The following is a 13,246-nucleotide window of genomic DNA, read 5'->3' as shown; positions in this document are numbered from 1 at the left end:
GACGGGATCCGAGGTCAGGGCAGGGTGAGGATACGGGGGCCGTCCTCGGTGATGGCGATGGTGTGTTCGATGTGGGCGGCTCGGCTGCCATCGATGGTGCGCAAGGTCCATCCGTCGGGGTCGGTGCGGTAGTTGTTGCGCCCTCCTGCCATGAGCATGGGCTCGATGGCGAGGGTGAGGCCGTGGCGCAGGGGGAAGCCGCGGCCGGGTCGTCCGTGGTTGGGGACGTGGGGGTCTTCGTGCATCTGGCGGCCGATGCCGTGGCCGCCGAAGTCGGCGGGCATGCCGCAGGCGGCCTTGCGGGCGACGGTGCCGATGGCGTGGGAGATGTCTCCGATGCGATGGCCGACGGTGGCGGCGGCGATGCCGGCGTCCAGGGCCTGCTGGGTGGCGGCGATGAGTTCGAGGTCTGCGGGGTGAGGGGTGCCGACGGTGAAGCTGATCGCGGCGTCGCCGCTCCAGCCGTTGAGTTCGGCTCCGCAGTCGATGCTGACCAGGTCGCCGTCGCGCAGGCGGTAGTTGTCGGGGATGCCATGCGCGACGGCGTCGTTCACTGATGCGCAGATCACGGCGGGGAAGGGGGTGGGGGCGAAGGAGGGCTGATAGCCCAGGAACGGAGAACGTGCTCCGGCCTTGGTGAGAACGGTGCGGGCGGCTTCGTCGAGTTCGCGCAGGCGAACTCCCACGGCTGCGGCCGCGCGGGCGGCCGCGAGTGCGTGGGCCACCACGCGTCCGGCCTCTCGCATCGTCTCCAGTGCCGTATCGGTCTTGATCTCCACCATGTGCTGTGACTCCCTGCGCTGCGACGCTACCCAATACTTATACCGGTATTAGTATCACGACCTCGCCGCCGCCTGCGCGGAAGACGCCGGAGGTGGCGACCAGGCCATGTCGGTGTGACCGTCAGAGGCGCGCCATCCGGTTGAGAATCGGCTGTTCCTGACGCAGCACGATGTGGACTCTTGAGTCACCCCCCGAAGGACTTCCGGAGCCGACCACTCGGTCTCAGCATTCCTGGCGCGTCACACTAAGTGTCGCTGAGGCGGAGCCGCAGCCAGCCGGAAAGGAACGCGGCGGAGGACCAAGCGGCGAGGACCCCGAGGCCGGGCCAGGGGCCGATGGGCAGGTCGCGCAGGTCGGTGGTGGACTGGACGGTCAGTCCGGCGGTCATCGGTGCGATCTGCTGGAGGTGTCTTTGCCAGTCCGGATCCGTGACGATATGGGTGAGGATCGGGAATGCGTAGAGCAGGCCGAGCACGATCCCGACGGCCGTCGCTGCGTCCCGGACGGCGGCCGCGGTGCCGAGACTCAGCAGGGCGATCAGGATGAGGTAGAGGACCGACCCTACGGCAGCGCGCAGCGTCGGCCCGTCGGCCCGTCGGCCAGAGACAGGGGTGCGAAACCGTGCGCCTCGGTGAATCCGTTGCCGGGCAGGATGAGCCGCCCGGCCAGCAACGAGCCGAGGACGGCGGCGCTTCCCGTCACCACCAGCACACCGGCGAGAGCGATCGCTTTGCTCACCAGTACCGTGCTCCGAGAAGGCACAGCTGTGAACGTCGTGTGGATCATGCCGGTGCCGTACTCCCCGCTGATCACGAGCACGGCGAGGACGGCGACCACGGCCTGGCCGAGGTAGATCCCGGTCAGGCTGAGCCTGGTGACGTCCTGGGTGCAGCCGCTGCCGTCGCAGGTGCTGGCCGCGATCGACGCGGCGCTCAGTCCCACGGTCAACCCGATCGTGGCCAGCAGAAGCCAGCCAGTGCCACCGACTGTCCGCATTTTCGTCCACTCCGCGTGCAGGGCGTGCCTCATGCGTCCCTCCTGCGGAGCAGAAGGACGGCCGCGGCGAGGGCCACCACGGCATAGCCGCAGAGCACGGTGAACCCGGCCCACGGTGCCAGCGGAAAGTAGCCGGAGGACGGTGTGTACGTACCGAGCACCTGCGGGTACCGCCGCAGACTCTGCTCGATGGCGAAGCCGGCGGCCGGGGTGACCCGCAGCAGCCACTGCGACGCTGTCGCCGGCAGGACGCCGGAGACCGCCAAGAGGTAGGGCAGCACGATCGCGGAGATCGTGAGCGTCGCCGCCGCCGCGCCGCGTCGCAGCACCGCGCCGACGGCGAGAGCCAGGACGGCGGTGACAGCGAGCAGCAGCGCCGTGCCGACCACCACGCGCAGCTCGGTCGGCAGTGGCACCGGGAACACGTAGAACCCCCGGGCGCGCGCACTGTGGGCACCGATCGGGATGGCGACGGCGGCGACGAGTCCGCCCGCGAAGGCGAGGGCTCCCACCACGATCGCCTTGGACGCCAGAACCCGCCCCCGCCGGGGGCTCGCTGCCAGAGTGGTTCGGATCAGTCCGCGCCGGTACTCGGTGGTGATGAAGGACGTGCTCACGACGATCACTATGACCAGGCCGGCGAACACGCCCACCAGGAAGCTCTCGATGGTCAGACTGCCCCCCGAGGCTGGGCCGCCCACAGCCGGTGCGATGTCTCCGGCCCCGGTCACGGTGAAGCCGCCGGCGGAGCGTTTGAAGCCGCCGCCCGTCGTGTCGGTGTAGCTCCCGGTGGTGCCCGTGCCTCCGAGTTGTTCACCCCGCCAACTGGTGCCCGACCACTGGCCCCGCAGGTTGACGCGGCCGAAACGCGCGGTCGCCACTGCGGGGGCGTAGCCCGTGCGGACGCCGGTCGACTCCGTGGCTTCCGGTGAGGTGACGAACAACCCGGCCTGCACGGTTGACGGCAGCCCGGCCAACCGGGCGGCGCCGACCCGGGTCCAGTGGGTGCCGTCGGTGGAGTTGTAGCCGGTGATGAGATCGCCGGAGCGGACCAGGCGCAGCCAGCGTGGGGAGTCCGCGGAGGTGGTCCCGGCGATGCCGGCGGCGTCGTGAACGTAGTTGTGCTGCATCCGCACGCCATGACTCCCGGTGACCATGATGGCCGCATAGGCCGAGCCCTGCGTGCGGTTCGCCTTCACGATGAGTCCGGCTTTCGCCCATGGTGCGGTGCCCCGCGCGGTGTCTCCCGGTCCGCGCGAGATCACACCGGTCAGGGACGTTACGGGAACGGTGATGCTGCCGTCCCCTGCCAGCGACTGGCGCACGAAGTAGAAGCTGTCGTTCACGGCTTCGCCGTCCGGCCCCTGCGGAACCGCGGGGGCGGCACCACGGCCCGTGCCGGGAGCCGCCGTGCCGAGCAGTCCCACGGCCACGCACACCAGGGCCGCGGCGGCCATCGCGAGCACCCAGCCGCGCACGGTCCTGAACTTGGTCCACTCCGCTCGCAGCAACTGGGCGAAGCCGACGCGGGCCGACCGCTGGCCCGGCCGGTCCGTTGCGGTGGCGGTCATCGGGCCTCCTCCGCGACGGTGGTGCCGCGGTACTCCACCGCGTCCCTGGTGAGGTCCAGATACGCCTCCTCCAGCGACGCGCGATGCGCGGACACCTCTGAGAACGGCACTGCCTGTTGGCCGAGGATCTCCACAACGCCTTCCGTGCTCAGCCCGGAAACGCTGAGTGTGTCGGGCCCGGCGGCGGTTACGGCGGCGCCGGCCTGCGCCAGCGCCTCGGTCGCCCGCAACCGCGCGGAGGTGCGCAGCGTCACCCGGCCGCGGGACGTGCCCGCGAGCAGATCACGCACGCTGGTGTCCGCGATGACCCGGCCGCGCCCGACGACCACCAGATGGTCCGCGGTGTCCTGCAGCTCACTCATCAGATGGCTGGACACCAGTACCGCCCGGCCCTGTTCGGCCAGCGACGCCAGGAAGCCGCGCATCCACATGATGCCTTCCGGGTCCATGCCGTTGAACGGCTCGTCGAGCATGATCACCGGCGGGTCGCCGAGCAGCGCCGTCGCGATCCCCAACCGCTGCCGCATGCCCAGGGAGTAGCCGCCGGCCTTGCGCCGAGCCGCTTTGGTCAGACCGACTTGTTCGATCACCTCGTCCACCCGCTGGGCGGGCAGACCTTGCGAATGGGCCAGCCACAGCAGGTGATGCCGACCGCTCCGGGCCGGCTGCAGCGCCCCGGCATCCAGCAGTGCCCCGACGCGGCACAGCGGACGCCGCAGATTCCGGTACGGTCGGCCGCCGACCAGCGCCGTGCCCTCCTCGACCGCGTCCAGGCCGAGGATCACCCGCATCGTGGTGGACTTCCCCGCGCCGTTCGGCCCGACGAACCCGGTCACCCGTCCCGGTCCGACGGTGAAGGTCATCCCGTCCAGGGCCTGCGTCGCCCCGAACCGTTTACGCAGGCCGGTGACCTCGATCACCGCGTCCCCGTGCGGATGGCGGGGGTGGTCGTCCCCGCTCCTGCGGCTGTCCGGCTGTTGCGTGGCGTCCATGTCGCGGCCTTGTCCTCTCGTCCGGCGTGCAGGAACTTCTGCTGAGCCAGACCCTGCGCCGAACGCCATAACGCGGGCCGAACGACGGCTGTCATACCGCTGTTAGGTGCGGCTGTGCATGCTGGACACCGGACTGCCTGAACGGACACGGGAAGAGAGCCGATGGGAACGCAGCTTGACCATCCACGCCGCACCGCGCGGGCGCGCTTCACCCTCCTCTACAGCGGTATCTTCCTTCTCTCCGGCGCCGTGCTGCTGACGATCGCCGGCATCGTGGCCTCCGGGGCGCAGGAGATCGCCCGAACCGCACCGGGCGGATCGGATGCGCCCCAGGACCCCACCCTCGCGCAGGCCCAGGCCCACATCAGCCAGTTGGAAGCCCAACTGGCCCAGGCGGACACGACACAGTCGCACCAGCTCCTGCTGGGATCGGCCGTCGCCCTGGGCGTGATGGCGGCCGTGTCGCTGCTGGTGGGCTGGGCTGTCGCGGGCCGCGTGCTGCGTCCGCTCCGGACGCTCACGACGGCCACGCAGCGGATCTCCGCGGACAACCTGCACGAGCGGCTGGCCGTGTCCGGCCCCCGCGACGAGGTCAAGGATCTCGCCGACACCATCGACGAACTGCTGGAACGACTTGAGGCTGCCTTCGCCGCCCAGCGCGGCTTCGTCGCCAACGCTTCCCATGAACTGCGTACCCCACTGGCCACCATGCGGGCGTCCCTCGACGTGGCGCTGGCCAAGCCGGAGCCCGCCCCGCAGACACTCGCGCTGGCCGATCGATTGCGCCCCGAACTCGACCGGGTCGACACGCTGTTGGAGGGCTTCCTGGTGCTGGCCCGCACCCAGCACGGCGTCCTCCCCGACCACGCGACGGTCTCGCTCCGCGGACTCGTGTCCGCCGCGCTGGCCGCCCGAGCCGACGACATCACCGCCAAGGAACTGACTGTCATCGATGCCGACGCCGTCGCCGTCGCCCGCGTGGAGGGAAGCCGACCACTGCTCGCCCGCGTGGTCGAGAATGTGATCGATAACGCGATCGACCACAACCACCGGGGGAGCTGGATCCGCATCGCCACCGAGGCCGACGACACGACCGCGCGGCTGGTTGTCGAGACCGGCGGCCCGGTGCTCGACCAGCGGCAGGTCGACCAGCTGACCGAGCCCTTCGGCCGGCTCGGCGCGGACCGGACCGGAACGGATCGCGGCTCCGGGCTCGGGCTCTCGATCGTCGCGGCCATCACCACCGCCCACGGCGGCACGCTCGGCCTGGACGCCCGTGCCGAAGGCGGTCTGCGCGTCCGCGTCTCGCTGCCTTCCGCGGCCCGCACCGCACGAACGGAGGTACTGGCATGAGGGTTCTGGTGGTCGAGGACGCCCGCGCTCTCGCCGAGGTCATCGTCGAGGGCCTGCGCGACCAGGGAATGGCCGTCGATGCCGCGTTCGACGGACTGGAAGCCGCAGCCAAGATCGGCGCCAACGCCTACGACGTCGTCGTGCTCGACCGTGACCTGCCGGGAATCCACGGCGACACCCTCTGCCAACTGATCACCGAACGTGACCAGCGAGCCATGGTCCTGATGCTGACCGCGGCCGGCTCGCCCAGCGACCGTGTCAGCGGTCTGACCCTGGGAGCGGACGACTACCTCAGCAAACCCTTCCACTTCCCCGAACTCGTGCTGCGCGTCCACTCCCTGGCCCGCCGCCGACCAGCCGCACGGGCCCGCACCCTGCGCGTGGCGGGCATCGAGCTCGATCCGCTACGACGTGCGGTCACTCGCGACGGCCGCCATCTCGACCTATCGGTCAAGGAATTCGCCGTACTCGAAGTCCTCCTGAACGCCAGCCCCGGCTTCGTCAGCACCGAGGACCTGCTCGAACAGGTCTGGGACGAGCACGCCGATCCGTTCACCAACACCGTCACGGTGACCATCAGCCGGCTGCGCCGAAAGCTCGGCTCCCCACCGGTCGTCAGCACCACCCCGAACGTGGGATACCGCATCGCCGACCTTTGACCCAGTTGTGGGTAAGCCCCTGCGGCCAGGTCCTGTCCGGCCGATCTTCGCGGGCCCGCGACGCCCGGCACGCACGCTTGGGTCCGTGGCTTACAACAGGGGCGTCCGCCAGGATCTGCCGACTCCTTGTCGACAGTCCGGCAGAGCATCGATAATGGATCCGTCGTGCCACTGCCAGGGAGCACAAGGCGACGGCCACGGCACCGCACTCGGCACCCAGGGCGGGGACATCCATTACCACCCGGGTCCGGCCGGGCCCGTAGAAGCCGGGAAGGCGGACCGCGAGTGACCCCGAGACAGCCGGGCAGGCCGTGGGATCCTGACGAGCAGCCGCACCTTGAGCAGAACGTCACGGCTGTCGGCGGCTTCGCCTACGGTGTGATCGGCGCCTCCCTCCACATCTTCGGTGACGGAGTGCCGCTCTACCTGCTGGAGAACTGGCGTCCGGCGCCCGACACCGACCCGGAGTTCCTCAGGGAGTTACCGAGCCGGATGCTCAACGCCCGCTTCGCCGTCGTCGAGTTCACCGGCCGCCACGCGGAGCTCGCGGATCTGCACCGCTGGTGCCGTGACGGCCCTCGCCTCGCCGCCCGCTGGCTGCACGGCCCGGGAGGCCAGGGCAAGTCACGCCTCGCTGCCCGCTTCGCCGCCGAGGCCGTCGGCATGGGCTGGAAGGTGGTCACGGCCACCCATGGCCCCGGCGCCGTCCTGCCGCCACCCGGCAGCCAGGATCTGCGCCAGGACGGAGCCTCCGGCCTGCTGCTGATCGTCGACTACGCCGACCGGTGGCCCCCGACCCACCTGGCCTGGCTGCTGAGCAACGCCCTGCTGCACCGGCCCGGTGTACGGGCCAGGGTCCTGCTGCTCGCCCGTACCGCAGACGCCTGGCCCGCCCTGCGGGCCTCCCTCACCAACCAGCAGGCGGGCACCTCCAGCCAGTACCTGGAACCGCTCGACCCGGAGGCCGGCGGAAGCCGGCACCGGATGTTCACGGTGGCACGCCGGGCCTTCGCGGCCCACTACGGGCTCGGCGCCCCCTCCGCCGTCCCGGCCCCCCGCGGACTGGACCACCCGGACTTCGGCCTCACCCTGGCCGTACACATGGCCGCCTTGGCCGCCGTGGACGCTTACGCCGCCGGCCGCCGGACACCCGAGGGAGCGGCGAACCTGACGCTGTACCTGTTGGACCGCGAACACGCCCACTGGGCCAGGCTGTACGGCGACGCCACCCATGAACTCGACCCGGCGCAGCGCACCTACCGGACCGCACCCGAGGTGATGCGGCGCGCGGTCTTCACCGCCGCCCTCACCGGCCCTCTCGCCCACTCCACCGCCACCGCCGTCCTGACCTCCCTGGACGTCGGCCCGGCGGAGCAAGTCCGCGACGACCACACCGCCTGCTATCCGCCCAGCGGCTCGAACGCCACAGCCGTCCTGGAACCGCTGTACCCCGATCGCCTCGCCGAGGACTTCATCGCCCTCAGCCTGCCCGGCCACCACGCCGACTACCCCGCCATGAACTGGGCGTCCGACGCCGTCCGCACCCTCCTCGGCCGCGACGACGCGGGTGCCGCCCCCGCCTGGGCGTCGCGCGCGGTCACCTTCATGCTTGCCGCCGCCGAACGCTGGCCGCACGTCACCACCGGCCACCTCTACCCGCTGCTCCGTGAGGACCCCCGGCTCGCGGTCGATGCCGGGAGCACCGCGCTGGCCGGCCTCGCCCGCCAGGAGCACCTGGACACCTCGCTGGGCCAGGCGGTCGCCGAGCACTTCCCGACCCTGCGTCACGTCGACCTGGACGCGGGCATGGCCGCCCTGACCGCCCGCCTCGGCGAGCAGGTGATCGCCGAGACACCCTTGGAGGACGAGGCGCAGCGGCCCGTGCTACGCGCGCTCATCCGATCCGACACGGCGGTGCGCCACTCGTACGCCGGGCAGTACGACTTGGCCGTGGCCGCGATGGAACGCGCGGTGGCCGACTTCGAGGCGGCAGCGGTCACGAAGAGTGGCTTCGAGCCCTACCTCGCCAACGCCCTCACCGGACTCGGCAACTACCTCCATCGGCAGGGCCGAACCGTCGACGCACTCGCTGCGAGCGAACGCGCGGTCGCCCTCCTGCGGAAGTGGGCGGATATTCAACCCACCGTCCACGGCCTCAACCTGGCGCAATCGCTGAGTAACCTCGGCCTGTGGCTGGCCGGGACGGGACGCCACGCGGAGGCCGGACCGGCGCTGGCCGAAGCCGTGGCCCTGCTGCGCCCGGCGGCCGAGGCGGATCCGGACGAGCACGATCGCCATCTCGCCTCCGCTCTGCACAACCTCGGAGGGTGGCTCGCTAGTGAAGGCCGCCGGGCCGAGGCCCTGGATACGACCCGGGAGGCGCTGGCCATCCGGCGTCGGCTCGCCGCCGCACGGCCCGAGACCTACGAACCCGATCTCGCCGACCTACTCAGCAATCTGGCCAGGGACCTCGCCGGAATGGGCCGTCGGGCCGAGGCGCTGGCAGCGTCCGCCGAATCGGCCGAAGTCTACGTCCGCCTGGCGCACAGGAATCCGGCCGCGCACGAAGGCGCTCTCGCGGCAGCGCTGTCCAATCTCAGCGTGGATCTCGCGGAGGCCGGCCGACTGGAGGAGGCCCTTGCCGAGAACGAGCGGGAGACAGCCATCCTGCGACGACTGGCCGAGACCAGTCCCGCCGCATACGAACCCTCGCTCTCCCAGGCCTTGGACAATCGAGGCCTGTGGCTGGCGGACCTCGGCCGTCCAGCCGAAGGCCTGGCTGCCACTAGGGAGGCACTGGCGATCCGCCGCCGGCTCTGGCAGGCCTGTCCCACCGCTTACGAAGCCGCCCTCGCCACGACGCTCAGCAATCTGGGCATCAACTTGGTGAGGGCGGGCCGGCCCGCCGAGGGGCTGGAGCCGACGAGCCAGGCCGTGGCGACGCTCCGCCGGCTCGCGCAGGCCAACCCGGCCGCCCACGAACCCGAACTCGCCCGCTGCCTGACCAACCTCGGCCTTCTGCTCACTCTGCTCAACAGACACGACGAAGCTCTCCCGCTCACCGAAGAGGCGGCCTCGCTCTGGGAGCGGCTGGCCGCGGCCGATCCGGCCGCCCACGAAACCAGGTGGGCCCTGTCACTGTTCCCCTTCGCCCTCTGCCGACAGGCCGCAGGCCGAGCGGCCGACGCGCTGGTCCCGTTGGAACGCTCGGTCGCCATTCTGCGCCGCTCCCCGGGCATGGACTCGGCCGCGCTGGCACCCCATCTGGCCCGCGGCCTGAACCTGCTCGCCCGTGTCCACCTCACCCTCGGAAGAACGGACGAGGCCCTGACCGCGGCGGAGGAGGCGCACGCCCTGCACAGACAGCTCGCCGAGACCAACCCCACCGCACACGGGGCCGGGCTCGACGACTCGCGCCGCCTGGTGGCCGGACTGCGCGCCGCGGTCCCCGGCACGCGATCAGATGCCGCAGGCCGTGAAGGCGGTCATCAGTGATGAAGTCGAGGGAGCGGTCGGTCTGTTGCGGTTCTCGACCCAGTCGGCACCGCCCGGGCCCCCGGACGACAGCTCGGGTCCGTCCGAAAGCTCAAGTCACCATGGACGACGGTTCAACCGCCGCGCCCCTTCATGAGCTTGGGCTGAGTGAGAAGGGCTTTGCTCGGGCTGGGCGTTATGCCATGACCCGTGCTTGGGCGGCCTTCTCCGCCAAGAGGGCCGCCGCGTACCGGTGGGTCAGCGTAATCTCACCTCCCGCCCGTTCCAGCAGTACGAGAGAGGTGACCAGTAGACCGTGGGCGAGTCCGTGGAGCACTTGGTTTCCAGTCGAGGAGTAGATGCCGTCCAGAGCCTCGACGAAGGCCCGGAACGACTCCACTTCCACGTCACAGCCCCCTTGGTCGTTCGGGGTCAGTCCGGACGGCAGCTCCAGGAACTCGGCCGTCCCGCGAGCGAGGGAGGCATACAGCTGTCCCGTGCGGAAGCCTGCGTCCCAGAGCGTCTCACCGCCCAGTTCAAAGGGGTAACTCAATTTCCTCCAGCCCTTGGTCGCAACACCGGCCGCACACCAGGCGTATCTTCTGTGGTCGCTCGGGCAGCGGGATGAAGTTGTACGGCAGCCAGTCCTCGCCTTCCCGTAGGCGCGGGCCGTGGTCACATTCGGCGCACGTCGGCCCCGCCGCCGTGCCTGCTTGTCCGCTGCGAATTGTCCCGTTCGTGAAGGAAGTCGAGCAGCAGGCGGAACAGAACGTCTACCGCCTGCTGTTCTTGTTCCGGTTCCAGCTGGGACCAGTGGTGGCGGGTCTCGCTGCCGGGGAACGCCTCCTCAAGGGCGAGCGCCCGCCAGCCGAGGCTGGTCTCCTCTCCCTTGCGCGTGACCAGCCACTCGGTGAACCCGCGCAGCAGGGCGCATGAGCGGCCCAGGTCATATCCGTCGAGGAACGTGAGGGTCGGATAGTAGGAGCCGTTCAGGCCGTACATTCCCGGACGGGCACGGACCTGCTCGATAAATTCGATGAACTCTTTGTCGTTCACGGATCTCCTCAGAAGTCGACAATGATGTATTCGTGAGAGCGTCAATGGCCCTTGTGCTCAGGGATGCCTTGCGCGCCGCTGCGGCGTCCCCGCTGCCCTCGCCAACGCCTACAAACTATCGGCGTGCTTCCCGGCCGGTCCGTCCGGCATCATCACGGGATGATCGGGAATCGGATCACCCATCGCATGGCGGACGGCGTCCGCGTACCAGGCACCTGGAGGCACGCGTTCATATGCAACGGCGGCTCCTACTTCCTCACCGACCTCTTCATCTACGCTGACGGGCTCGTCGACTGCTGGGAACTGGTCACACTTGACGAGTTCGACAAGAAGCTCCGCAGCGGGTGGGTGGCCACCAGCCTTCCGGACGGCGGACGCGCATCCGCACACCATCTGGCCTCGTGGACATTCGGTGAACCACGCACCTGGTTGACGCCAGAGCTGTTGCTCGCCGAAGTCCGTGACACCATCGACGAGCTCAACGGCCGCCCCGACTCGACCGGCCGCTGTATCGCGGCGGTGGACGTCTTCATGGGGGACCGGACGGAGGACAACCGGGCCGCTGCCCGGGCCGCCTACCTGGCCATCCCCGAGACGGTGCGCCATTACGCGCTCGGCGACATGGACCGCAAGGACCATCCCCTGCAGGTCCTGGTGGCGGGACCCGGCGGACGGGCGCCGGATTGGCCTGAGGAACCGGTTACGCGGGAGGAGTACGACGAGGCCATCGCGTACTTCGAGGAGCGAAGCCGGTGGCGCGCGGAAGCCCCTTCACGAGTGCCGGCCGACGGGGCGGCGAACTCCGTCGCCCGCGCGGTCAAGGTGTACCACTCGTATCCGCGGCGCGCGCTCGAACACCCGGGCAAGCGGGCCCTGCGCAACGACTACCCCGCCCCAATCACCGTCGGCGACGTCACCTACCCGTCGGTGGGGCACGCCTACTGGGCCCAGTCCGTCGCCGAACCGGAGGCCCGTACCGCGGTCGTGACGGCGGACACCGGAGCGAAGGCCCGCACTCTCGCGGCTGCGGCGCCGCGGCGCGAAGGCTGGGAACAGATACGAACCGCGGTCATGGCCCGATTGCTGCGCGCCAAGTACGAGCAGCACGCCGACCTCGCCGCGATCCTGCTGGCCACGGGTGACGCGACAGTGCTCTACGACGACGCGGACTCGGGCTTCTGGGGTGACAACGGAGGCCGGGGCCGCAACTGGACGGGACGCCTCCTGGAACTCATCCGGTCCGAACTGCAAGCCCGACAGGCCCGCATCGACTGACACGAGGCCCGAGGGAGAGCAAGACCCGGGTGGCCAGGAGGTGATGGAGCCTGCTCACGCCTAGCTCCTGTCTTCAAAGTAGCGCCGTCCGCCCGGAGGGCGGGCTCGGCGCCCGCCGCGGCAGCGGCAAGATGTCGCCGCGGTGCGTGCGATCGCAAGGCGGAGGATCACCCCAGTACTGGACGTACTGGCGTGATCCCGACAACGCCGAGCACGAGGCAGGCCCGACCCACCGCGACATCAAGCCGTCCCTCAACAAGCACGTCAACGTCGCCGGGCAGGGCCGCTCAGCCGTTCATCGACGCCCTGACGGCGATGGTTCCCGCTGACTTCCCGGCGTCCTTGATGCGGAGGGAACCATTTGGAACGGTGCGGCATCTGTGCCGTCATGGGTCTCGGAATGTTCTTCTTCGGACTGGTCTTCATGGGCGGGTGGGCGGCGGCCGGTGCCGCGCTGGTGTACGCCGTCGTTGTGCTGGTACGTATCGGGCCGCGGGACTGGGTGCGCCGCCACGGCCACCCGGCGGTACGGCTGTTGGTGCCGACACCCGCGTACCTGCGCTTCGACGTGGTGCTCGCCATGTCGGCCCTCCTGGTCGATCTGTGGCTCGTGGCGGTGGCCATCGTGTTCGGATCGGACGGCATCTTCACAGAGGACTGGATGGGTTATCCCGGCATGACGGATCCCTCCGGGCAGGGCTATCAGGCCGGAGTGGTGAGCGCGCTGCACACTTTGGCGTGGTGGACCTCCGGGGTCGCGGCCCTATGCCGGTGCTGGACCACAGCCGGCGTGCAGCTGTGCGTCCTGCCGTTGGCGGCGTTGTGGATCGGATCGTTCGACACGTATTACACGTGACGTGCGCGGCCGGCCAAGGCCCTGTCGAGGAAGTCCTCCCATTCCTCGTCGGTGGGGATGCGGTGACTCAGTTCTCACAGTTCCTCGATCCGGATGCCGGTGTGCCGCGAGATCTCGATGGCTGCCCAGATCCGGAGTGAACCGCCCCGGGTTCGGTGGAGATCTCAGTTGGTGGCTGTGAGCTGGGGTTTCGTGGCTGCTCGGTAGTAGTTGGCTTGCGCTGATCGCGGA

At 70.0% G+C, this 13,246-nt stretch carries 12 protein-coding genes; 5 read left to right on the top strand and 7 right to left on the bottom strand.

Annotated features, from left to right (window positions below; all coding sequences use genetic code 11):
* Positions 1-14 precede the first annotated feature (14 nt).
* From map to ACFRMN_RS16635, 5 genes are all read right to left on the bottom strand, one after another.
* A complete protein-coding gene (map, locus tag ACFRMN_RS16655) occupies positions 15-782 on the bottom strand; it encodes a type I methionyl aminopeptidase (RefSeq protein ID WP_383019612.1) in 768 nt (255 codons plus the stop codon).
* A 245-nt stretch (positions 783-1,027) separates the two neighbouring features.
* A complete protein-coding gene (locus ACFRMN_RS16650; RefSeq protein WP_383019609.1) occupies positions 1,028-1,258 on the bottom strand; it encodes a hypothetical protein in 231 nt (76 codons plus the stop codon).
* 86 nt (positions 1,259-1,344) lie between these two features.
* A complete protein-coding gene (locus tag ACFRMN_RS16645) occupies positions 1,345-1,812 on the bottom strand; it encodes a hypothetical protein (RefSeq protein ID WP_383019607.1) in 468 nt (155 codons plus the stop codon).
* Positions 1,809-3,350, bottom strand: a complete 1,542-nt coding sequence (locus ACFRMN_RS16640; protein WP_383019605.1) for an ABC transporter permease subunit — start codon at positions 3,348-3,350, stop codon at positions 1,809-1,811. The genes ACFRMN_RS16645 and ACFRMN_RS16640 overlap by 4 nt, the downstream gene beginning before the upstream one ends.
* Positions 3,347-4,342: an ATP-binding cassette domain-containing protein gene (locus tag ACFRMN_RS16635; RefSeq protein ID WP_383019602.1), complete on the bottom strand. Its 996-nt coding sequence runs from the start codon at positions 4,340-4,342 to the stop codon at positions 3,347-3,349. Before ACFRMN_RS16635 ends, ACFRMN_RS16640 begins: the two co-directional genes overlap by 4 nt.
* A 162-nt stretch (positions 4,343-4,504) precedes the next feature.
* On the opposite strand from ACFRMN_RS16635, the gene ACFRMN_RS16630 reads away from it, so the two are divergent.
* From ACFRMN_RS16630 to ACFRMN_RS16620, 3 genes are all read left to right on the top strand, one after another.
* The gene (locus ACFRMN_RS16630; RefSeq protein ID WP_383019599.1) at positions 4,505-5,695 is read left to right on the top strand and encodes a sensor histidine kinase; all 1,191 of its coding nucleotides are present in this window, start codon (positions 4,505-4,507) and stop codon (positions 5,693-5,695) included.
* Complete coding sequence (locus tag ACFRMN_RS16625) at positions 5,692-6,354, top strand: response regulator transcription factor (RefSeq protein WP_383019596.1); 663 nt, start codon at positions 5,692-5,694, stop codon at positions 6,352-6,354. Before ACFRMN_RS16630 ends, ACFRMN_RS16625 begins: the two co-directional genes overlap by 4 nt.
* Before the next feature lie 285 nt (positions 6,355-6,639).
* Entirely contained in the window at positions 6,640-9,849 is a 3,210-nt protein-coding gene (locus tag ACFRMN_RS16620) for a tetratricopeptide repeat protein (protein ID WP_383019593.1), read from the top strand.
* Positions 9,850-10,024: 175 nt separating this feature from the next.
* Here ACFRMN_RS16620 and ACFRMN_RS16615 read toward each other — a convergent pair whose 3' ends face one another.
* Positions 10,025-10,381 carry a DUF6086 family protein gene (locus ACFRMN_RS16615; protein ID WP_383019591.1) on the bottom strand — a complete coding sequence of 119 codons (357 nt, stop codon included), beginning with the start codon at positions 10,379-10,381 and terminating at the stop codon, positions 10,025-10,027.
* Positions 10,382-10,503: 122 nt separating this feature from the next.
* Positions 10,504-10,884, bottom strand: coding sequence for a hypothetical protein (locus ACFRMN_RS16610; protein ID WP_383019588.1), 381 nt, complete (start codon positions 10,882-10,884; stop codon positions 10,504-10,506).
* Between the two features lie 159 nt (positions 10,885-11,043).
* Between ACFRMN_RS16610 and ACFRMN_RS16605 the strand changes: the two genes are divergently transcribed.
* Together ACFRMN_RS16605 and ACFRMN_RS16600 are read left to right on the top strand one after the other, a co-directional pair.
* Entirely contained in the window at positions 11,044-12,159 is a 1,116-nt protein-coding gene (locus tag ACFRMN_RS16605; RefSeq protein WP_383019585.1) for an NADAR family protein, read from the top strand.
* A gap of 388 nt (positions 12,160-12,547) precedes the next feature.
* Positions 12,548-13,015, top strand: a complete 468-nt coding sequence (locus ACFRMN_RS16600) for a hypothetical protein (protein ID WP_383019582.1) — start codon at positions 12,548-12,550, stop codon at positions 13,013-13,015.
* Positions 13,016-13,246 lie beyond the last annotated feature (231 nt).

The sequence above is a fragment of the Streptomyces sp. NPDC056835 genome (genome assembly GCF_042789485.1).
Classification (GTDB): domain Bacteria; phylum Actinomycetota; class Actinomycetes; order Streptomycetales; family Streptomycetaceae; genus Streptomyces.
This window is presented reverse-complemented; position numbering and strand designations above follow the sequence as displayed.